Origin of the sequence: Anabaena sp. WFMT (assembly GCF_051781005.1) — a bacterium.
Taxonomy (GTDB): Bacteria; Cyanobacteriota; Cyanobacteriia; order Cyanobacteriales; family Nostocaceae; genus Anabaena.
This window is the reverse complement of the sequence record NZ_JBPWOA010000032.1, coordinates 261,572-284,306: the sequence shown is the minus strand read 5'-3', so window position 1 is coordinate 284,306 and position 22,735 is coordinate 261,572. Positions and strand designations below refer to the sequence as shown.

The 22,735-nt window shown below is 38.9% G+C and carries 17 protein-coding genes; 7 read left to right on the top strand and 10 right to left on the bottom strand.

Annotation, left to right across the window (positions count from 1 at the left end):
• Positions 1 to 52: 52 nt before the first annotated feature.
• Complete coding sequence (locus ACSQ6I_RS21455; protein WP_015213781.1) at positions 53 to 808, bottom strand: winged helix-turn-helix domain-containing protein; 756 nt, start codon at positions 806 to 808, stop codon at positions 53 to 55.
• 459 nt (positions 809 to 1,267) lie between these two features.
• Here ACSQ6I_RS21455 and ACSQ6I_RS21450 point away from each other — a divergent pair, with 459 nt between their 5' ends.
• A complete protein-coding gene (locus ACSQ6I_RS21450) occupies positions 1,268 to 2,251 on the top strand; it encodes a hypothetical protein (RefSeq protein ID WP_438892299.1) in 984 nt (327 codons plus the stop codon).
• A 147-nt stretch (positions 2,252 to 2,398) separates the two neighbouring features.
• Positions 2,399 to 3,478 carry a hypothetical protein gene (locus ACSQ6I_RS21445; protein WP_438892298.1) on the top strand — a complete coding sequence of 360 codons (1,080 nt, stop codon included), beginning with the start codon at positions 2,399 to 2,401 and terminating at the stop codon, positions 3,476 to 3,478.
• A gap of 176 nt (positions 3,479 to 3,654) precedes the next feature.
• Here the strand turns inward: ACSQ6I_RS21445 and ACSQ6I_RS21440 are convergent, their stop codons facing one another.
• The 3 genes from ACSQ6I_RS21440 to ACSQ6I_RS21430 form a co-directional block, all read right to left on the bottom strand.
• Positions 3,655 to 5,394, bottom strand: a complete 1,740-nt coding sequence (locus ACSQ6I_RS21440) for an ankyrin repeat domain-containing protein (RefSeq protein ID WP_438892297.1) — start codon at positions 5,392 to 5,394, stop codon at positions 3,655 to 3,657.
• Positions 5,395 to 5,460: 66 nt separating this feature from the next.
• Complete coding sequence (locus ACSQ6I_RS21435) at positions 5,461 to 6,828, bottom strand: serine/threonine protein kinase (RefSeq protein WP_438892296.1); 1,368 nt, start codon at positions 6,826 to 6,828, stop codon at positions 5,461 to 5,463.
• Positions 6,829 to 6,831: 3 nt separating this feature from the next.
• Positions 6,832 to 8,247 (bottom strand): serine/threonine protein kinase, encoded by a 1,416-nt coding sequence (locus ACSQ6I_RS21430; protein WP_438892295.1) that lies wholly within the window; start codon positions 8,245 to 8,247, stop codon positions 6,832 to 6,834.
• Positions 8,248 to 8,327: 80 nt separating this feature from the next.
• On the opposite strand from ACSQ6I_RS21430, the gene ACSQ6I_RS21425 reads away from it, so the two are divergent.
• Positions 8,328 to 8,807, top strand: coding sequence for a type IV pilin-like G/H family protein (locus ACSQ6I_RS21425; protein WP_438892294.1), 480 nt, complete (start codon positions 8,328 to 8,330; stop codon positions 8,805 to 8,807).
• A gap of 368 nt (positions 8,808 to 9,175) precedes the next feature.
• Here the strand turns inward: ACSQ6I_RS21425 and hisA are convergent, their stop codons facing one another.
• From hisA to ACSQ6I_RS21410, 3 genes are all read right to left on the bottom strand, one after another.
• A complete protein-coding gene (hisA, locus tag ACSQ6I_RS21420; RefSeq protein WP_438892293.1) occupies positions 9,176 to 9,949 on the bottom strand; it encodes a 1-(5-phosphoribosyl)-5-[(5-phosphoribosylamino)methylideneamino]imidazole-4-carboxamide isomerase in 774 nt (257 codons plus the stop codon).
• 82 nt (positions 9,950 to 10,031) lie between these two features.
• Positions 10,032 to 10,325, bottom strand: coding sequence for a DUF3593 domain-containing protein (locus ACSQ6I_RS21415; protein ID WP_438892292.1), 294 nt, complete (start codon positions 10,323 to 10,325; stop codon positions 10,032 to 10,034).
• Positions 10,322 to 10,657 carry a DUF2499 domain-containing protein gene (locus tag ACSQ6I_RS21410; protein ID WP_323309977.1) on the bottom strand — a complete coding sequence of 112 codons (336 nt, stop codon included), beginning with the start codon at positions 10,655 to 10,657 and terminating at the stop codon, positions 10,322 to 10,324. Before ACSQ6I_RS21410 ends, ACSQ6I_RS21415 begins: the two co-directional genes overlap by 4 nt.
• Before the next feature lie 33 nt (positions 10,658 to 10,690).
• On the opposite strand from ACSQ6I_RS21410, the gene csaB reads away from it, so the two are divergent.
• On the top strand, positions 10,691 to 11,743 hold the full coding sequence (gene csaB, locus ACSQ6I_RS21405; RefSeq protein ID WP_438892291.1) for a polysaccharide pyruvyl transferase CsaB: 1,053 nt from the start codon (positions 10,691 to 10,693) through the stop codon (positions 11,741 to 11,743).
• 264 nt (positions 11,744 to 12,007) lie between these two features.
• On the opposite strand, the gene ACSQ6I_RS21400 is transcribed toward csaB, so the two are convergent.
• The 3 genes from ACSQ6I_RS21400 to ACSQ6I_RS21390 form a co-directional block, all read right to left on the bottom strand.
• Positions 12,008 to 13,297, bottom strand: a complete 1,290-nt coding sequence (locus ACSQ6I_RS21400; protein WP_438892290.1) for a hybrid sensor histidine kinase/response regulator — start codon at positions 13,295 to 13,297, stop codon at positions 12,008 to 12,010.
• A 103-nt stretch (positions 13,298 to 13,400) separates the two neighbouring features.
• On the bottom strand, positions 13,401 to 15,206 hold the full coding sequence (locus ACSQ6I_RS21395) for a putative bifunctional diguanylate cyclase/phosphodiesterase (protein ID WP_438892289.1): 1,806 nt from the start codon (positions 15,204 to 15,206) through the stop codon (positions 13,401 to 13,403).
• Between the two features lie 19 nt (positions 15,207 to 15,225).
• Positions 15,226 to 18,354 (bottom strand): GAF domain-containing protein, encoded by a 3,129-nt coding sequence (locus tag ACSQ6I_RS21390; RefSeq protein WP_438892288.1) that lies wholly within the window; start codon positions 18,352 to 18,354, stop codon positions 15,226 to 15,228.
• 525 nt (positions 18,355 to 18,879) lie between these two features.
• Here ACSQ6I_RS21390 and ACSQ6I_RS21385 point away from each other — a divergent pair.
• From ACSQ6I_RS21385 to ACSQ6I_RS21375, 3 genes are all read left to right on the top strand, one after another.
• The gene (locus tag ACSQ6I_RS21385) at positions 18,880 to 20,019 is read left to right on the top strand and encodes a protein kinase domain-containing protein (RefSeq protein ID WP_438892287.1); all 1,140 of its coding nucleotides are present in this window, start codon (positions 18,880 to 18,882) and stop codon (positions 20,017 to 20,019) included.
• Positions 20,020 to 20,210: 191 nt separating this feature from the next.
• Positions 20,211 to 20,921, top strand: a complete 711-nt coding sequence (locus ACSQ6I_RS21380; protein ID WP_438892286.1) for a DUF305 domain-containing protein — start codon at positions 20,211 to 20,213, stop codon at positions 20,919 to 20,921.
• Between the two features lie 247 nt (positions 20,922 to 21,168).
• Entirely contained in the window at positions 21,169 to 22,734 is a 1,566-nt protein-coding gene (locus tag ACSQ6I_RS21375; RefSeq protein WP_438892334.1) for an efflux RND transporter periplasmic adaptor subunit, read from the top strand.
• Position 22,735: the final 1 nt, after the last annotated feature.

Below are 22,735 nucleotides of genomic sequence, written 5' to 3'. Positions count from 1 at the left end.
TGAGTAGTTAGTTGCTATGTAACTACTAAAAACTAACAACTATCCTCAACAATTAGCCAAACCGATAGCCAAAACCTCTCACAGTCACAATATATTCTGGATGACTGGGATCTTCCTCTAACTTTTCCCGTAACCAGCGGATATGAACATCCACAGTTTTGCTATCACCGACAAAATCTGGACCCCAAACCTGATCTAGCAGTTGCTCCCGTGACCATACCCGGCGAGCATAACTCATAAACAGTTCTAACAAGCGGAATTCTTTAGGTGACAGATTTACCTCTTGTCCACGAACCAACACTCGGCACTCTTGAGGATTTAAGCTAATCTCTTTATACTTCAGTACTGGAATTTGCGGCACAATACTTAAACGTTGTTGACGGCGCAGTAAAGCGCGGCAGCGAGCCACCAATTCCCTCATACTAAATGGTTTAGTCAGGTAGTCATCTGCTCCCACTTCTAAACCCAGCACCCGGTCAGTTTCGCCACCTTTGGCACTTAACATCAAAATTGGGACTGAGTTGCCTTGATGACGCAACAGACGACAGATATCCAGCCCATTAATTTGCGGCAGCATCAAATCTAAAAGCACCAAATCAAAGGGTAATTCTCCGGAATTGGGTTCGCAGCTTTTGAGATATTCTATAGCTGCTCGTCCATCAGTAGCAGTGATCACTCCATACCCTTCTTCTTCTAAGGCCACAACAAGCATTTCCCGGATGAGTTCTTCATCTTCCACTACGAGAATGCGGCTGGTTTGTCCAAGATCCGTTTTGGCAGAATACTTAGTTAATTCGCTGGTATACATTGATAACACAGGGTTTTGAAACTATACTTATATCGATAATCCTTGAACTGCCGACAATCCACATTTATTTCGAGTGGATCTATTTTTGGTAGATTGTGCTGTATATAACAAAATAACTATACTATAAATCACATTGCCTACTAGCGACAAAGTATTTTTGGGAACTTTGCATATTTATCCTGATTTATCCTCAATGAGTTAAATTCTGTCTTGACAATCACAAATTAGTTGAGATATGATTTTAGTACAAACTTACTATAAGTGTACTTTGCAGAGCAAGCTTGACCGCAATAGCTCTTGACGACAAGGTGTGCTTTCATTTCTATTTTCAGTATTTATACTGCATTAAAAACGCTGTTTAAAGGGCTAATCTTATGTCTGCATAGGGTATACCTTAATGTATATTGTTCTACCCATTTAATCATCACTTAATCATTACCTATTTTCGGGAGTTGAAATATGACCGCAGGTGTAATCAAAGACAGCAAACAACAACTAGTACAGGCATTTCAACAAATTCGTGCAGAAAGAAAAAAACTAGAAGCAAAAATAGCCACGAAACAAGAGGAAGCAGAAAAAGCCAAAAACCAAGAAATTTTAACAGCAGCTTCTACCTACACCGTTGATAGTATTGTTAAAGGTTTAGCTGATTTACAATTAGAATTTGGTAGCATTGTTAATGCACTTTCTGAAAAATTAGCTCAAGAAAACTCTAAATTAGATGAACTCAATCAAGCTATAGAAATTGAAACCCAACGTCTACAAGAACTACAGCAAATTAGGGTTGTCGCAGATACATTAGATATTTTTACTCAAGAACATCAAGAAAAGTTAAAAATTTTAGAACAAGATACGGCTAATAAACGAGAATCATTAGAAAAAGAAGTTACTCTCAAACGGAAAGAATGGCAAAAAGAGCAGACTGAATTTGCAGAAAAACTGCAAGCATATACTGAATTATTAGTTAAAGAACGTCAGCAAGAACAAGAGGAATATCAATATAAATTAGAAACAAATCACAAACTCAATACAGATGCGTATCAGTCCAGAAAACGCAAATTAGAACTGGAAATACAAGAAAATACCCAACAGAAAGATAAAGATTGGTCAGAACGAGAAAAAATTCTCACTGAACGTCAACCCCTATTGACTGAATATCAACAAAAAGTAGCTGCATTTCCTACTGAATTGGAAGAAGCAATTAAGAAATCTAGAGAAGATGCAATTAAAGACACTAGCCAAAAAGCAAAGGTTGAAGCTGATTTATTTGAGAAAGAATGGGAATCTACAAAACAGAGTTATGAAGCTAAAATTCAATCTCTGGAAGAAACAATTCAGAAACAGATTCAGCAAATTGAAGGTATTTCTGCTCAACTTCAAACCGCACTTACACAAGCGCAAGATTTGGCAATGAGAGCTTTTGATAGTTCAAATTCTAAATAAGTAAATTTGCAGAGTTTTGGGCGTGCAAAACTTCGACAGGTCTTACAGTGAGCTTGCGATGCCCACACTACAAGAAAATTAGAACTATTAGTTATGCAAGTTAGCTAATTTTTAGGTTAGATATTCTGAAATTTGGAGAGGTTAACTATGGTGGCAAAAAAACCAACTGATAAAAACACAAAAGCGGAAATTCTTCAGGCTTATGAAGAGTTAGTTAAAGAACAATCTGCTCTCAAAACTGAACTATCCCAAGCACAAAAAGAAACTAAATCTGTATCTCAAGAAAAACCAAAAGCAGAATCTAAACCAGTTATGAATCAGCCTACTAGCATTCAACAAAAAATGAATAATACTATTGAAAGCTTGATGAAAATTCAGCTAGGTTTTGGTGGTGCAGCAAATGAATTATCGGAACAGCTTAGTACAAAAGCTTCTAAGTTAGCAGAAATTGGGGAATCTGTGACAACTGAAATTCAACAATTATCCCAACTTCATAACTTAGAAGTATCTGAAAATATTTTAGATACTCTAATTGAGTCTTATGATGAGAATGAAAAAGCTTATCATGAGGAATATAGTGAACGCTATGAGGTTTTATCGCAAGAAATATTAGAACTGAGGAATACTTGGACAAAAGAACAGGAGGAACATCAACGGACAATTAAAGAACGGAATGATAATCTCAACAGAACTCGACAACGGGACGCAGCAGAGTATAAATATGATTTAGAACTCCAGCGTAAATTAGCGAGTGATGAATATGAACAGCAGCAGAGAATTTTATATAAACAACTGGAAGACTTGCAACAAGTAACAGAAAAACAATGGACTGAACGGGAAAAGGCAATTTCTGAACGAGAAAAGCAATTTGAAGAATTGAAAACTAAGGTAGAGGCTTTCCCGAAAGATAAAGAAGCTGCAATTAAAAAAGCGACTGAAGAGGGTAAAGGTATTGCTAGTTATCAAGCTAAGGTAAAAGCCGATTTAAATGCTAAAGAAGTAGAAGGACAAAAGCGTTTTTATGAACAAAGGTTACAATCTTTAGAATTGACGATTACTAATCAGGAAACTCGATTACAAAACCTGTCTAAACAGTTAGAATCTGCTCTTAAACAAGTTCAGGATTTGGCTGTCAAAGCAATTGAAGGAACTGCAAATGTGAATTCATATCAAGCTATTAAAGAGATAGCCTTAGAACAGGCTAAAAGTCAGGTGAAAAATAAATAATTCCGGCTCTACTGCTTTTTTTATAATGCTATAAGAAAATTATAGCGGTTATCGGTCGGATGCAATACAATCGAGGGTGGGGTTTCCCCACCCCTGTATCTCACTGAAGTGCATACCGCTATAACAGCGAGATAGAGTGAAAAGTCAGATTACATCAAAAGAGCAGCAAACCCTCTTTAAAAAGTTGTACGACTCCAAGTTAAGTTGATTAAATCTAAGACGTAATCAACTGAGTTATCTATATAATCTTCTATTTTTTCATTACCAATCACACACAATTTACCGCCAGTAATATGTATTTTACCTGGTTCTGTGTAGTAAGCTTTGTGTTCACTGATCCATCCTGGTTTATCTCCAGTTGTTTTTAATTTTTCTATTTTAAATGTGTGGATATGTAATCTATAAACTGGAGTTTCATTATAAATTCTTGTACCGAGATATCCTAAATTGCCAATGATATATATATATTCTCCCACTAACGTAGCTGAATGAAAATCAGTTGGTGGAAAAACATCTTGAGGATAACCAAAAATCTGAAAATTACCATCACCTTGATAGACTACGACATCGTTATATATACAAAAATCAGGATTATAGTAGTCTTCATATTCGCCAGCAATTTCGACAATTCTGCCATCTGGTAATTCTGTAATGGTTCTACCAAATCTATCGTAACACCATACTTTACTTTCCCAATTTCCTGTATCTTTAAAAATATTTTTTGCTGTATAAGCAGAACAACTCTCATAAATCATCGCTTCCCAAAAAGGGATTTTTATCAATTCTGGATTTGTTTTACCAAAGCGCGGATGTTTGCCGACAAAATATTCCTCTGGAGATAATTGTGATAGTAATAATTTGCTGTTTTCAATTCCGGTGGGCGATAGCTGCAATTGCCGCAAGCATCGCTGCATATCTTTATTAATATCATTCAAATCTTCACCAGATGCAACTAACATTTTGACAATTTCTAGATTAATAGCTATCTCAATGGCTTTGTAATTGAAATTGTTGATTCTGCTAGGGTTTGCACCAGCTTCTAGTAGAGTTCTAAAGCAATCTGTAGCACCATACTCAGATGCAATTATTAACGCAGTATTATTAAATTCATCAGTGGCTTCAATATCAAATCCTTCTACAATTAGCCACTGTAGGATTTCGAGCCTATTATTTTCTATCGCATACATTAACGACGGTTGTCCGCAATTTTCACCATCATTGTGATTTGCTCCCGCAGCTAGGAGTAACTTGGCTTTAGGTAGTTCACCAACCTGAATACTCAATAACCAAGGGGTTCTGTCACAACAATCATACACATTGTGATCTGCTCCTTGCTCTAGCAATAACTTGACTTGCTCGAAGCTGCCAAAAACTATAGCGTGCATTAATTCTGTCCATTCCAGTTGCTCTGGATTAGCACCTGCGTTCAATAGCAATTTGACAGCATCAAATCTGCCGATACGAGCAGCTATTTTAATTGCAGTCTCACCATAGCTATTCATGCCATTAACAGCAGCACCTCTAGAAATGAGTAAATTTAAAGTTGAGATTAAGTCTTGATCTTGCAAAATATCAATATCTTGACCATGCATAGCATCAATTAAGACATCATATCCTTCTGCTGTTTGATAGTTAATATTTGCTCCAGCATCTAGAATAAATTGGATTTTTTCCAGATTTCTTGACTGCACGGCTAACCCAAGTACAGTATTTCGCTGTTCTATAGCATTCACATTTGCGCCATGTTCCAAGAGGAAGCTAATCATATCAATACCCGCGTTGTCGCTACTAACTGCACACATTAATGGTGTTTGCAGGTGGTTTTCGTCTAGACGGTCAATATCCACACCATTGGCTATTTTACGTGCGACTCCTGCTATATTTCCCTGTTGTGCATCAATATGAATTTGCATCATTTGTCTAAGTTAACTGATGTATATTTAGGATCATTTTCATACTAAAATTTATTCATCTAAAGAAACTTATTTGATTAGCTTTAACCAATCATTGATTTCTTGAGCTAACCAGGCACATTCAGAGGCGGTTAATTCAATGCCAATATTGTAAGTTTGCTTTGCGGTTTGAAGGGTTACGATATCTAGTTCTGTTTTGCCAGATTGCGGTAAAAATGATTGTGCTTGGCTCTTCTGCACACTTTGTTGAACAGCTTGAAGATCAGAAATTGGTCTTTTTTGTCGATGATAACAAATTCCATAAATTTGCTTCTCGATAATGAATTGCGTTTTGTTAAATTGTACAAACTGATAACGGAGAAGACTTAAATAACGGATTATATTATAGATTAGTATAATTCCCCAAACAATCCAGAGCGACGAAATTGCATAGAATATGATAGGAGACATAAAGTCTGAAAGAAACGTTAACACTCGCAGCAGTAAGAAGAGTGCAAACATCAAAGCTAACGTTAAACTCATTGACAAAATTCGTATTTTAGGTGCGGGAAGTTTAACGATGATTTGATGCGGAGAAGATTGCAGTTTTACTCTGCTGCCGAGAGGTTGAGAAATGCTTTTGAGTGGTTTGTTAATTCCGGTTTGTAAAGTTTGTAGCGCTTGCCGTGCAGTAATAAAACGATGTTCTAACGTTGGCTCAATTAATATTTCTAGCCAAGTTCGGAAGTTGGGAGATAAGGAGACTAAATCTGCAAACTGTATTTTTAATTTTTTTTGTGGCAAGTCTGCCGGAGCAACGCCAGTGAGCAAATGAATTAATGTTGCTCCTAGTGCATATAAATCTGATGCAGGAACGGTTTGTCCTCGAAATTGTTCCAGTGGAGTATAGCCGTAAGTACCCACGACTGTCATCGTCGAACGCTCTGCTTTGACACGATTTTGAACTGCCCCAAAATCAATTAAGTAAATATGTTGATCTTGACCAATCAATAAATTACTAGGTTTAATATCACGATGTAAAACAGGTGGATTTAATTCATGTAGGTAAATCAATATTTGTAGTGTTTCGAGTGCGATCGCTCTCGCCTGTTTTTCTGTGATTCTGGCATCACTCTCAAGTAGTTTCTGCAACGTGGTTCCCGGCAAATAATCTTGCACCAAGCCAAACCAAGGCAAATCTGAACCTTCTGGGGTATCAAGGCTAAACGCATCTTGATAGCGAGGAATTCGGGGATGTTGCAAGTTTTTGAGGACGGTTGCCTCGCGTTCAAACAGCTTGATATCCTGCCACTGCAACTGAGGATTTTGCACCAACAACTTCACTACTACAGAAGACTGATTGGTTAAATCTGTTGCCAGCCAAGTCTGTCGTCCTTGGGTTTTTCCCAAAACTGTTTGCAGTTGATAGCGTTGTTGTAGAACTTGTCCAGATTGCACAGATTATTTCTCCTTGCTTTTGAGCCAATGTTTAATTTCTTGAAGAAGCCATATATTCTCCGCTTCTGTGAAACCAGCGCCAAAGGTATAGCGGCGATTTCCGGCTTGAATCAAAATCATGGGAGTTTGGTGACTTTTACTAAACCAGGGTTTGTGCGTTGAAACTTGCATACCGATATCGACTTCTTGAATATCTCCGATATGTCCACTTTGTCGCCACCAATGTCTGCCCAAAAGTTTCCAGTCCAATTTAAATATGCCCTTTTGAAAATCAATTCGATTGGGTTGCCATTGTTGCCAGAGTTGCGTCATCACTGTGCAGAATGTCATGCACCAAGGAATTGTTGCCAAGATGCGAAGAATTCTTGTAAATTCTGCCTCTTCAGGAATGGCTCCAGGTAGGTTATTGCTTGGGGGAAACCCAGTCCACAACCACCAAATGAGAATTCCCAGTAAACTAAATTCCAGTAAAAACACAGCCGACTGTTGAGGAGATAAGCCAATTCCAGGAAAGTGAATAAGCAGACGGTGTGCGGTTTTGTCTATTTGAATGCGAGTGTGAGAAGGGAGGGGTTGCCCTCGCACAGTTGGCTTCATATCGATCGCATTGAGTGCTTCTAGCGCCTGGAGAGCCGTGGGAAAGCGATCGCTTACATCCGGTGCTATCAACTTCTCAATCCACTCAGCAAAGGCATCAGGAATCGCCACCAAATCACGAAACTGCATCCGTAATTCTTGCTGTGGTAAATCACTAGGAGAGATGCCAGTAAGCAAATGGATTAACGTTGCACCCAACGCATACAAATCCGATTCAGGAACAGCGCGACCAAAAAATTGTTCTGGAGGTGCATATCCACTTGTTCCCACAACAGTAAAGGTTGCACCTGTAGTTTGTTGATCTTGAACTGCCCCAAAATCAATCAGATAAATCTGACTGTCACTGCCTAACATTAAATTACTGGGTTTTATATCTCGATGTAAAAGCTGAGGATTTCCTTGATGTAAATCGCTCAAAATAATCAGCACCTGCACGGCAATTTTGCGGATTTGCATGGCAGTCAGCGGATACCCTTGTTCAATGATTTGTCCAAGCGATCGCCCTGGAATAAATGCTTCCACCAACACAAACCAACTCATTTTCGTTGATGATTCAATTTCAAATGAATCGAGATAGCGCGGTACTCGTGAATGCTTCAGGGCTTTAAGAACTGCAATTTCCCGCTCAAACAACTTCAATTCATCCCACTGCATCTGAGCATGAAAGGGTAAAAGCTTCACCACAACAGACTGAGACAGTTGAGGCGTTAAATCTTTGGCCAGCCAAGTTTGTCTATCGCCATTGTCACCCAATTGCTGCTGAAGTTGATAACGGTTTTGCAGAATTTGTCCGGCACTCCAAATATGTTTTGGCTGATTCATTTCTCCAATATACTCATAAGATAGTCAAAGTAATTGATAATTCGTAATTCGTAATTCGTAATTATTAGGAGAATATAAATATGAAAGCTTTATCGCGCGACCGTAACTGGCTAAAAATAATTGGCATCTTTGTCGTCCTCACCATGACTCTCTTGCTATCTCGGTGCAGCGAAAATTTTATTGAACCTCCTCAAACTAATGCTAAACAAGCAATGCAAAAACTCTGCCAAGAGCAAACTTGGGCTTATGAACGAACTGGGCAACTGGTCGAAGATGTCAAACAAAGAGGATGGTTGATTAATGCTTATCCAGAATTTTATACTAATTTTATTAGACGGTCAGAAAACCAAATATTTTACTATGCTACCTCTAAATCTCAGCATCTCAAAAGTTATGTAGGAATGTTTGTTGGTTTACCAGGAGGTCAACCACGAAAAGCAATTTCTATTGTTTGTGAATCCGAAGAACCAGGTGTAACTCCGGCGACAGATCCTATTTTCGACAATTTAACTTTGACTTGCGGTGTTCAAACTCTTCAAATAAAAAATGTAGAGACATAAATAGACTTACATTTCTACATTTTGTTTGAATTTTGAATTGTAAGGATTCAGTATACAGAATATTTGATAGAGCAGGGAACAAGAAACGGTCAGAGGGAAAAATTTTCTTCTTTCTTCTTTGTTCCTCCTCACTCCTGACTCCTGACTCCTGACTCCTGACTCCTGAATTCTTACGTTGAATTATTATTCTGTTTTTGGTTTTCCTAGTCCTTTAGGGGGCTGAGGTTTTTTAGCTTTTGTGTATATCTGCTGTGCTTTAAGCTTTGGCTTAGAAGTTACTTTTTGGTTAGACATCAGAATTCACCTTGACCTTCGATGATAATTTTATCTACAAAAGTAAGATAAATCATTCCCGAAATCTGGAATGTTCAAGCAAAGCTAGAAAAATCTAAGTTGGGTGGAATATCTTGAATGCGTCCTGGGCCGATCGCACGTAATGCTTCTGTGAGGATAATATCTTCAGTATACAAAGCTTTGCCAACTATTACGCCTGTTACACCTTGGGGTTCTAAGGCTAATAAACTTAACAAGTCGGTAATTGAACTTACACCACCAGAAGCGATAACAGGGATGGAAATTGCACCAGCGAGTTCTCGTAATGCGTCTAGATTTGGCCCTTCTAGAGTACCATCACGGTTAATATCGGTGTAAATAATGGCTGCTGCACCTAGTTCTTGCATTTGGGTAGCGAGTTGGGTGGCTAAAACTTCAGAAGTTTCTAACCAACCGCGAGTTGCGACTAAACCATTACGGGCATCTATGCCAACTATAATCTGTTGGGGAAATTCTTGACAGAGTTGTTGAACTAGCTGGGGTTGTTCGACAGCAACGGTTCCGAGAATTGCCCAATTTACGCCGAGATTAAATAATTGTTGCACACTGGAGCGATCGCGCAATCCGCCACCTACTTCAATGGGGATGGAAACTGCATTAGTTATAGCTTCAATTGCGGCTAAGTTAACGATTTTCCCAGCTTTTGCGCCATCTAAATCAACTAAATGCAATCTTGTCGCACCTTGTTCTTCCCAGAGTTTGGCTACTTCGACGGGGTTTTCGCTAAATACTTGCGATCGCTCATAGTCTCCTTTATAAAGTCGCACACAGCGACCTTCTAGTAAATCAATTGCTGGTATTACTTGCATTTATTTTTTCCTCATAAACAATAATTTTTTTGTCACGCAGAGGCGCAGAGGCGCAGAGGAGAAAGACAGAGTTTTTCTGTACTTAATTTTTACTTTTTAATTCTTGCACTGCTTGGCGAAAACCTAACACTAGTAAAATGTTGGCAAGGGTTAAAAAGACCTCTGCACCACCATGTAACCAGTCTATATTGGCTAATTGTTCTCCATAAGCGACTTTGGCATAAATACCTGCGGGGATAGTAACGCCGACGAATACCAAAGTACCGTAAAATCCATATAGGGCTAAACGTGGCATTTGCGGACTGCGGCTGATAAACCACAAGAAACCCAAATAGGGAAACAGAGAAAGGGCAAAAAGGGTTTCTTTTGATATCATTGCTCTGATTTGATAGTTTTTGGCTCAACTGGGTTTGCAGACTTGGTAGAACGCCAAATCCACACGGCTGCTGCCCAAAGGGTAAAATTACCAACTAATGTCATGGCAGCTTGCAGTGTTACTATCCATTCTAGCGATTCGGCGTTGTCGAAATAATGCCAAGTGCAAGCACACATGGCGCTGATTAAAGCTGGTAACATGGCAAAGGACAATCCCCACCAACTACGGTTTTTTGTGAGTTCACCATAAGTCCAGATTAACCAAATAGCGACTATCCACTCAATGACGCTAGAAACATGAATTATCCAGGTGGGAATCGAAAGAGCGTGCATAATTAATTCAAAATTCAAAATCTAAAATTTAAAATGGTGAAGATACGGGCGTTATTGTCTGGGTATTACGGTAAAGGTAATGGTGGTGATGAAGCTTTGTTGGCAACACTTCTGCAAATGCTACCACCTGATGTAACGCCTGTGGTGCTTTCTGGGAATCCTGAGGAAACTAAAAAGCGTTATGGTGTGGAAAGTTACAACCGTATGGCGTTTTTGCAGATTATCAAAGCTTTGCGTTCCTGTGATGCTTTTATCTGGGGTGGTGGAAGTTTAATGCAGGATGCGACTAGCAGCATTAGCCCTTTTTATTATGGGGGATTAATGGCTTTAGCTCAAGCTATGGGTTTGAAAACTGTAGCTTGGGGACAGGGAATAGGGCCTTTATTGCGATCGCAAACTCGTTGGTTAGCAAAGCGAAATTTTGCTCTTTGTACTAAAATCAGTGTACGCGATCGCTCTAGTGCGGCTTTATTATCAAATTGGGGCATACCTCATATCCTTGCACCTGACCCAGTTTGGGCGTTAGAGTCTAAACCAGTACCAGAATTAGCAGATTTACCAAAACCTAGAATTGCCGTTATTTTAAGAAATCATCCCCAACTTACAGAAACTCGGTTAGCAAATTTAATTCATGCCTTAGTTGATTTACAAAAAGCTACCCAAACATTTATTTTATTATTACCTTTTCAAAAAAGTGAAGATTTAGGAATTGCAGAAAAAATTCAATTGCAATTAAAAGATGTTAGTAAAATTATCTGTGCAGAAGATCCACAACTTTTAAAAGGTATATTTCGTGGTGTAGAAATGGCAATAGGGATGCGTCTACACAGTTTAATTATGGCAGCTAGTGAAGGTTGTCGTTGTTTTGCTTTGAGTTATGACCCCAAGGTCAACCGTTTGATGGAAGATTTAGAAATACCTGGATGGGATTTAAAGGATTTACCAACTGATGTAGATTTAATTAGTAAAACTTGGATTCAATATTATCACAATAGTGAAGCATTATCATCTGAGAAAATACTATCTTTAGTAAATGAGGCTTTTTTACATCGGGATTTATTGAGAGAATCCTTGAGTAATAAGTAGGGCTAGAAGTCAGGAGTCAGGAGTCAGGAGGAAGAATTAGAAGAATAGTCTTGAATTTGGTCAAGTGATAGGTTTTTGGTAGTTTCAACGCTTATTCCTTGAACCTGATTCACCTTTTTAACCTTCAAACTCTTGATACAGCAGTTTGCGTAGTTAGGAGGTACAAAATCTAAATTGAAACCTATACACAAAGCCAGTTTTACTTCTGACTCCTGACTCCTGACTCCTGACTCCTGAATTCTGCTTTATGTCCATACCATGATTTTACAATCTTGATATTGGAAGTTCAATCACAAATTCTGAGCCTCCTTCAGGACAGTTATGGTAAATTAAATTACCTTTATGAAGATCATTAATAATTTGGTAGGTAGTAAATAAACCTAATCCATATTTTTTACCAACTAATTTTGTCGTAAAAAATGGCTGAAATAGACTAGATCTATTTTCTTCGGAAACTCCTATACCATTGTCTTTAATGCTGATGATTATTTTATTTTCTGTGGTGTGTGTATGAATCCAAACTGTAGGTTGAAATGAACCATCAATATTTAAATCAATTTTTGCTTCCAGTGCATCAATAGCATTTTGCAAAAGGTTTATTATCGCTTGATTGAATAAATTTACATAACCAGTAAATGATGGAATATCTGCATAGTCTTTTATAATAGAAATATTAGGCGAAGCATTTTTGATTGTAAATTGATGATCTAATGTGACAATATTGCTATCAATATTTTCGTGAATATCAAACATTTTTATACCTGATTTATCAAGACGATAAAAGATATGTAGAGCTTGAATCACTGAGCGAATTCGTTCGGCTCCTGTGCGAATAGAATGAAGAATTCTTGTGAAATCTGGAAGCAGAAAATCTAATTCAATTTCTGCTATCAAATCTTTGATTTGTGGAGTTGCATCTGGAAATGATTTTTGATAAAGATTAATAAGACTAATTAGTTGTTCACTATATTCAGATGCAGGATTAATATTACAAAGAATAAAACTGAGCGGGTTATTAATTTCATGAGAAATTCCGGCGGCGATTCGACCTGCATTAATTAGATTTTCTTTTTGAATGAGTTCAGACTGAGCATTCTCTAATGAGAAAAACATATTTTTGAGTTTTTCATTGTTAGATATTAAATCCTTTTGTAAATTTTGGAGTTTTAATTGAGTTTTTACTCTGGCTAGTACTTCCTCTAAATGAAATGGTTTAGTAATGTAGTCAATACCTCCAACTTCAAAGGCACGAACCTTATCATCAACTTCATTGCCAGCACTTAGAAAAATCACAGGAGTTGAACTAGTTTTGGGGTCATTTTTTAAATATTTACATACGTCATAACCTCCCATTCCTGGCATATTGATATCTAAAAGAATCAAATCGGGGAGAAGTGAATTAACAGCCATTAATGCAGCTTGTCCATTAATTGCTTTCCGAATTTGATAATTTTCTCTCGATAAAAAATCGGATAAAAAACGAATATTTTCAAGTTTATCATCAACAATGAGAATATCCGCTATAAATGCGTTGTTTTGTGTACGCATATTCATGGTTTTTTTATGTAAAAATAAAAGTCAGACAATTTTGGATTGACCCTACTGATAAATCTGGGGACTTGTACTATTAAGGAATCATTGGTTATTTATGAGATTATTAAAGACTTGTCGATATTAATTTAGCCAGATTGTCAGAGTCTAGAGGTTTGGAAAACAGGTAGCCTTGACCAAATTGACAATCTAATAGTTGCAGTTGGTTCAGTTGTTCACTAGTTTCAATTCCTTCAGCTATGAGAGTCATGCCCATTGTTTTAGCAATTTGGATAATTGCAGTCACCAATCCCAAACTATCAGAATTTTCAGTTAAATACCGAATAAATGAGCGATCAATTTTGATGTTGTCAACGGGAAAATAATGCAAGTAGCTGAGTGAGGAATAGCCTGTCCCAAAATCATCTATACTCAATTGAATATGTCGTTTTCGCAGATTAGAAATAATATTAGCAGCAGAGGCAAAATTTTCCATGATGGCTGTTTCGGTAATTTCTAACTTTAAGCATTCTGGGGAAAGTTGACTTTCTGCTAAAATGTTATCAATTTGCTCTACAAGGTTAGATTGAGAAAACTGGTAAGCTGATATATTAACACTGATGGTAAATGATAAATCTACAATCTGTTTTTGCTGCCAGAGACGAAGTTGATAACAGGCTTCTTTAAGTACCCAGTGACCTAGTTTTAAAATCAAACCTGTTTCTTCTGCAATGGGGATAAATTGCACTGGAGAAATACATCCCTGAGTAGGATGATGCCAGCGAATTAGGGCTTCAGCACCGATAATTTTGCCTGTTGCCAGGTTAATAATCGGCTGATAATTGAGAACAAACTCTTGTTGTTTAATGGCTTTCCGCAAATCTGTTTCCATTTGTAATCGCTCACAGGCAGTTTGGTGCATTGCTGGGGCGAAGATTTGGTATTTGTCTTTACCTGCGGTTTTGGCTTGATACATGGCTATGTCGGCATCTCGCAGCAAAGCATCAGGTTCAGAATAAGTTGAGCAGTCGGCAACAATACCAATGCTAAATGAGAGAAAAACCTCTCGTTCTTGGAGATAAAAGGGGTGGGCAAAATGGCTAGAAATTCCTTCGGCTATGTGAATAACTGTAACAGGATCAGAGAGTCTGGTGAGCAAGAGAACAAATTCATCACCTCCTAGACGTGCCAAGACATCTTCTGGATGTAAAATGGATTTGAGACGTTGAGAAACGGCAATCAGTAACTCATCTCCTACTGGGTGTCCTAAAGAGTCGTTGATAATTTTAAAGCGATCGCAATCCAAATAAAATACAGCAAATTGATGATCAGGATTTGACTCTTGTTCCTTGATAGCTTGCCAAAGTTGCTCCATTAACAATGCCCGGTTAGGTAGCTTAGTCAACGGATCTTGAAAAGCCATTTCTGCAAGTTGGGAATTGGCAATTTCTAGCTGTTGGGTACGTTCTCTCACTCGTTCCTCTAACTGTGCATTGAGATTGCAAATCGTTTGTTGAGCTTTAATGATGGTCAGTTGATGTTGAACCCGCGCTAATACTTCTTCGATATGGAATGGTTTGGTAATATAGTCTGCACCACCTACTTGAAAAGCCTGTACTTTATCAGCAATATCATCTGCTGCACTTAAAAAAATGATGGGAATGTGAGCAGTCTGGGGGTTTGATTTCAGTTCTTGACAAACCTGATAACCACTCATATCCGGCATTCTGATATCTAATAAAATTAGACTAGGTGGAGCCGCTACAGTTGCTGTAAGTGCCATTGTACCACTAAGTGCTTTACGGGTCTGGTATCCATTACGCTCCAAAATACTGGAGAGGAGACGAATATTTTCCAGAACATCATCAACAATGAGGATGTTGATTGGGGCAGGTTGTGGTAAAAGTTGATTCGGCTGGTTGTCAATGGTCATAAATTCACCTTAAATATCCTCATTCTCTTGGTTGCGTTAATAACATCAATTTGTCAAACTGATAACTTTCAATCAGTCCGGTTAAAGCTGCAATCAAAGAAGTTTGCTCAGGGGGGATTTGAGCAATGAGGTGAAGACTACTCATATCATTACCTTGGACTGCCGCAAAGTGTAATTCCTGAATCCATGCCGCTGGCATAATAGCTAAGGCCATTTGATCAAGAACATATTCGGATGAAAACGAAATTGTGTTCAGGGTAATATCACTGCCGGAAGTCGATTCATACAAGTATTCTATTTGAAGATGCTTGGATAGGATTTCTAGAATTTCTTCCCAGCGGAATGGTTTGCTGACAAAATCGTCACAACCTGCGTCTAAGCTTTCCTGTCGCTGTTCGGTAAAAGCACTGGCAGTGAGAGCGATAATTTTGGTCGGGGTGGGACTTTGCTCAGTTGCTAATTCTTGTTCTATTTGACGGATTTGCCGAGTTGCTTGATAGCCATCAAGAATAGGCATATGCATATCCATAAAGATGAGGTGAGGTTGCCATTGCTGCCAGAGTGCGATCGCAATTTGTCCATTTTCAGCTTCCTTCACTTCAAAGCCTAATCTGATCAAGATTTTGCTCAGTAGCAATCTGTTAGTAGCATTATCTTCAGCAATCATAATTCGATAGTACTGCCCAGGAGCAATACTGATTGCATGATCAACGGGAAATGAACTGGAATTAAGGGCTGCTTTTGTCAAACTAACTGGAATACTAAAACTGAAACAACTACCTTGGCCTAGTTTGCTAGTAACAGTAATTTCTCCACCCATCAACTGCACAAACCGCTGACTTATCCCCAATCCCAAACCTGTTCCTTCTTTAGATTTTTGCCCGGCTCGTGTTTGCTGAAACGCCTGAAATAAATCACTCAGTTCTTCTAAGGCAATACCAGGGCCTGTATCTTCAACTGCAAATAAGAGGATATTCTCTCTGCCTGTGTCCCCTGTTAATGACTCCTGGCTACTAACTCGCAAGGATACACTTCCTTTTTCGGTAAACTTGATGGCATTGCCTAACAGGTTAATGAGTACCTGACGCAATTTATTTTCATCAGTTTTGATGTGCTGAGGAACAGTAATATCACTATTAAACCTTAGTTGTACGCCTTTAGATTGCGATTTCATCAGGAACATCGCTTCTAAACTGTAGAGCAACTTGTGCAAATCAAACTCTGTTTCATCGAGTGAAATCCTGCCAGCTTCAATTTTCGACATCTCCAGCACATCATTAATCAGCGCTAACAGGTGTTCACCACTTTGGTTAATGATTTCGATATACCTTTGATAGTCAATAGTTAAAGATTTATCTTGCTGCATCAACTGAGTAAAGCCCAGAATGGCATTGAGGGGGGTACGCAGTTCATGACTCATATTCGCCAAAAATTCACTTTTAGCCCGATTTGCAGCATCAGCGGCTTCTTTAGCCCGTTTCAGTTCCTTTGCCTGTTGCTGGGTTTGGGCGAGTAGTTCTGCTTGTTGCACTGCTACCCCCAATTGATTACCAATTTGGGTAACAATGCCAATTTCTGCTTGTTGCCAGTTGCGGGAATTACTATTTTGATAAACTGCTAACAAACCCCAGAGATTTTTGCCACAACAGATGGGAGTAATAATATAAGCTCGTGCTTGCAATTCTTCTAAAAGATTGAGATAGCAAGGATCAAATCCGGCTGTGTAGATATCATTAACGCAGCAATAAGTATTTTTTTTGCGTAACATACCCCCTTTGTTGTCTTGTAAATAGGTATCATGGCTCAAAACATCTGTAGTACTCAGTTTAGTGGTGACACAATCGGGTTGATCTACAGTCACTTGGGTAAGTTTAGGATCTTTTGCTCGTCCAGGCAGCAAGATATTCCAATGTTGATTTACCGACTCGGAAACTAATTCCCCACTCCAATCTGGTTGGAAGCGATAAATCAAAACGCGATCGCAATCTATCGTTTGTCGTAATTCTGTGGTGGTGACATTGAAAATTGATTCCAAATTCAGGGTTTGACGCATTCGCAAAATTACCCTGTTAATTGCCTGTTCTCGCTCTGCCATTACCCTCATAGCAACTTCAGCAGCAATCCGTTCGCTAATTTCACTTTCTAGAGCGTTATTAGTTCTAATAAGTTCAGTTGTGCGCTCCACAACTCGAAATTCTAGTTCCTCATACGCTTGGTGTTTTTCTTCTTCTGCCCATTTGCGTTGCAGTTCAGTCGAAGCTCGTGCGGCAAATACATTTAGAAGTGTAATGGTGCGTTCATCTACTAGAAAGGGTTTAATATCAATAATGCAGAGATTACCAATCACATTCTGATTGATATCTAGTAAGGGTAAGCCTACATAACTCTGTGCGTCCATGTCTTTGAGCAATGGAGTATTGGGAAAAGACTCTTGCAAATTATTTGGATAAGAACACAATAGCTGATTCTCTATTACCACTTGGCAAGGAGTATCCGTTAATTCATATTCAATGTTCTCTGCTAAATTAGAAACAGCCCAAAGCGCCAGAGTACGCAGAGTGGGGGTAGAACCATTAACTGTCCTAGACACCAGCGCGTAGGACACATTTAAGGCTTTAGCTAGATTCTGCACCAGCGCCGAAAAAAAATCGTTTCCAGTCACCGAAGCAGTTCCAGCTACAATCATTTCCAGAGTTTCTTCGGTGCGTTGCCGTTCTGCTATTTGCTTTTCTAATTCCTGGTTGATGGCTTCTAGCTGTTCTGGTGTTCTTAATGCCAAAAATTGCGGCAGGAGTTCTACTAGTTGTAAAGCTGTATAACAAGAAACGAAAGCAGTCAGAGCGCGTTCAATGCCAGAAATCCAGTAGTCTGGATGCCAAAGTGTCCAAATATCGAGCAGGTGTCCGATACCACAGAGGATAATAAATGCCCCAAAGAGGACAAATACTTTGGAGAAGGGAATATCACTCCGCTTGCTGACAAAGTAGATCAGCATGACTGGAATAGAGAAATAAGCGATCGCAATTAGCGCATCACTGATTAAATGCAAACCTACAAGAGGCGTTTGCCAGAGATAGCAATGTCCATGTGGAATGTATGAATTATTCACCAAAAAACGCGGAAATAATTCCCATAATATTGTTTGCATAGTTTCACCTTGTTGTCATTAATAAGCATTATCATTAATCCAATACAGGGAGACTGAAAGTATCTCAAATGTGTAAAATATTTAATCTTATTACCAAAAATTAAGCAATTTTACATACAAAAATCACTTGTTCACCAACCAAGTCAACCTCTGTGAACTCATACCTGAAATTTCTTGAGTAGTCAGAAATTTTAATCTTTACTGACTTAAATTGTTACACTAAAAACTCTAAAATGCCATCCTAGATAGAACTTTAGAGACTTCCAACTAAAAAAATATCCCGTCGTTGTGACGGCAGGGGGGCAGGGAGCAGGGAGCAGGGAGCAGGGGGAAGAAAAGTCGCTTTGATTTGGTGAAATTGGATCATCTTTTTTGTGGAGTTCTCTTAACCAATTCTGAGGGTTTTAAGTCACTCGCTTCTAAAAGCAGCCAGTTTTGTGGCTAACTGAAAAGCGAAATAAAAGTTAATCATGACCCTTTAGCAACCCACAAGGCACAATAAAGACAAGTACGAGTTATTTTTTTATGAGTTACTGTCTGAACCCCCATTGTTCCAAACCCGAAAACCTTAATGATGTCAAGTTTTGCCTAACTTGTGGCACAAAATTACTGCTCAAAGAGCGCTATCGTGCTACTAAACCCATCGGACAAGGTGGTTTTGGTAGGACTTTTTTAGCAGTAGATGAGGATAAACCCTCAAAACCACCCTGTGTTATTAAGCAATTTTACCCCCAAGCTCAGGGTACAAATACGGTACAAAAAGCGGTAGAATTATTTAACCAAGAAGCAGTACAGTTAGATGAATTGGGGCAACATTCCCAAATTCCTGCACTTTTGGCATATTGTAGCCAAGATGACAGGCAATACTTAGTACAAGAGTTTATTGATGGACTCAATTTAGCCCAGGAATTAGCGCATAAAGGTGCTTTTAATGAAACGCAGATTCGGCAATTATTGAATGATTTATTGCCAGTGCTGCAATTTTGTCATGCTAGACAAGTTATTCATCGAGATATTAAGCCAGAAAATATTATTCGTCGGAGTAGTGATCATAAACTCGTTGTAGTAGATTTTGGGGCTGCTAAATCTGCCACAGGTACAGCTTTGAATCACACAGGTACAAGTATAGGTAGTCCCGAATATGTCGCACCAGAACAAATGCGAGGAAGGGCGATTTTTGCCAGTGATATTTATAGTTTAGGTGTAACTTGTATTAATCTTTTAACAGAGCGATCGCCCTTCGATAGCTATGATACCCACAATGCCACTTGGATTTGGGGACAATATCTCAAAACTCCCGTCAGTAAAGAATTAAGTCAGATTATTGACAAAATGGTAGAAAGCATACCCAGCCGTCGCTACCAAACGTCCGATGAAGTTCTTAATCATTTAAATCATCACCAGTCACCAGCAAATATCCCACCCGCGATAATTACTAAACCAGTCACCCCAGCATCCCCTACTTCTCCACCCACTGTTTTTAATCAAAATTCCCCTGAAATTGAGAAAGAATTACAAGAACTAAAAACACAATTTACAGGTGGTAAGATACAACCGCAAAATGTTCCTAAACAACCATCTAATCCTACATCTGTGCCTACTAGTAATGATCCTATAGACAAAGAATTAGAGGAGATGAGAGCCAAGTTCTTAGGTAATGGGTAATTGATTTCTCTCTACACTGAGGAATCACTTACGGCAATTTCATCTTGATTTCATTTTTGGCTGTCAAACTATGTAGTAAGTACAATAATCGCTTGTAAACAACTAGTACAGCACAGCCTCAAAATAAATTAGATAAAGGCTTGACTCTCCAGCTAACTAGAGATTTTAGAATGAAATCAGGAAATATTTAGATGCTCCCTATGCAACTTTCTACGCTAAAAAACAGCTTCTTGTCATTGACCTTAGTAGCGATCGCTTCTGTACCCAGCGGATTGTTAACAGCCTGTTCGACAACCGATGCCCAAAACCAAGCATCAAACCCTGCCACCACTGCTACTACTACAAATGACAAGCAAACGATGGATCATGGTAGTGGCATGATGAATCACAGCATGACAATGGATTTAGGCCCAGCCGATACCAACTATGATTTGCGCTTTATTGATGCCATGATTCCCCACCATCAGGGAGCAATAGTAATGGCCAAAGAAATAGAACAGAAATCGAAACGCCCTGAAATCAAAAAGCTAGGAGACGAAATTACCAAAGCGCAAAACCAAGAAATCACCCAGATGAAACAGTGGCGTACAGCTTGGTATCCTAAAGCGGGAGATAAACCAATGGCTTATGATGCCAAAATGGGACATGACATGGAGATGTCACCTGAGCAAAAGCAAGCCATGATGATGAATATGGATTTAGGTGCAGCTGATGCAGAATTTGACCTGCGTTTTATCAACGCCATGATTCCTCACCATGAAGCAGCCGTAGTGATGGCAAAAGATGCTTTGCAAAAATCTCAGCGTCCTGAAATTAAAACCTTGGCTGAAAATATCATCAAATCCCAAGATGCAGAAATTAACCAAATGAAACAGTGGCGAAAAGCTTGGTATAACAAATGATATCTGGTATCTGTGTCTACCTATAAAGCCGCACAAAACTTCAAAGAAAGCTAGTTTTTCAGTTCTCAATTTCATACCAATTTCATTTTGAGATGAAAGACTGGGAATGAGGTGCAGAAAAAGTGACCAAAAAAAACCAGCTTTCTTTTACCAAAAACAAATGCTCAATCGCAATTCCTTTCTCTCCCATAACCAAGGATTTTCGATAGCGATACCTAAATCTTTGTGTTTCCAATCAATTGTAGCTATGGGTTTGCTGTTATTAGCAAGTCCTACAGTAGTTCTAGCCCACGCCGGACACGGAAATGAATTTCAAAGCACAACTGAGACTACTAATACTACTAGCTCCATTCAAGTTGATATAGAAACAGCAAAACGGTTAGGAATTAAAGTTGAACCAGTTAAACGCCAACAACTAGGCATTGCGATTAAAACCACCGGACAAATTGAAACATTACCCAGCCAAAAAGTAGAAGTAACTACCCCAATTTCCGGGGCTAAAGTGGTTGAGTTATTAGTTGAACCTGGTGCTAAAGTGCAAAAAGGCCAACCTGTCGCTGTTGTATCCAGCCCTGACTTAGTAGAACTGCGGGTTAACTCCCAGGAAAAACTAGCGCAAGGTCAAGCTGATTTACGACAAGCATTAGCTGAGTTAAAATTAGCGCAACAAAATTACCAAAGATATCAACAAATAGCCGACTCGGAAATTGCCGAAGCACAAACCCAAGTGGCATTTTATCAAGAAAAGTATGACAAAGACAAACAGTTAACTGATTCTGGTGCTTTACCACGTCGCACAGCCCTAGAATCTCAAACCCAATTAGCAGAAGCTCAAACTAAGTTAACCACAGCTAATAGCCGCCGCGATGTCATTGAGGCTGAAGCTAAACTCAAAACGGCTCAGTCATTTGTTGAACTGGCAAAATCAAAAATTAAACTGAGTAATACCACATATCAAACTCGGCTTTCTCAATTAGGAAACCACGCTAATGCTCAAGGATTGGTAATAGTAAATGCTCCTATTACTGGCAAGGTTGCTGATAGAGAAGTTACTCTTGGTCAAACATTTCAAGACGCGGGTGGCAAGTTAATGACAATTATTAATGACAGCCGCGTTTTTGCCACAGCGAATATTTATGAAAAAGATTTAGACAAAGTAAAAACTGGTCAACGAGTCAGCTTGAAAGTGGCTTCTGTACCTAATCGCACCTTTAGTGGACGAATTGCCGTAATTGAATCTGCGGTGGTAGGGGATACGCGAGTTGTACCTGTGAAAGCCGAAATAGATAATTCAAGTGGAGTTCTCAAGCCAGGAATGTTTGCAGAACTAGAAGTTTTAACAAATCAAACATCATCAAATGTACTGACTATTCCTACTACGGCTGTAGTAGAAGTAAATGGCAAGCAACAGGTTTATTTGCAAAATGGTAACGCCTACCAAGCGGCTGAAGTCACTTTAGGTCAAACTTCTGGAGATATGGTTGAGGTAAAAACTGGGTTATTTGAGGGAGATATAATTGTTACCCAACGTGCGCCCCAACTTTACGCTCAATCTTTGCGTGGTGATACTAAGAAAAAAGCAGACGACGAACACACGGAAATTTCTGCACAAACCACAGTGACAACGCCTAGCTTACCAGTACCTTGGTGGATTGCAGCCGGGGGAGGAACTGCACTAGCTACTGTAGCTTTTATGGCTGGTAGTTTTTGGGCTGGTCGTCGCAGTAAGTCGCATCTGATTCTAATAGGTGATTCTGTGTCTGAAGAAGACAGGATTTACGCAAAACAGAATGAAGGTAGGGGTAATTCATGAA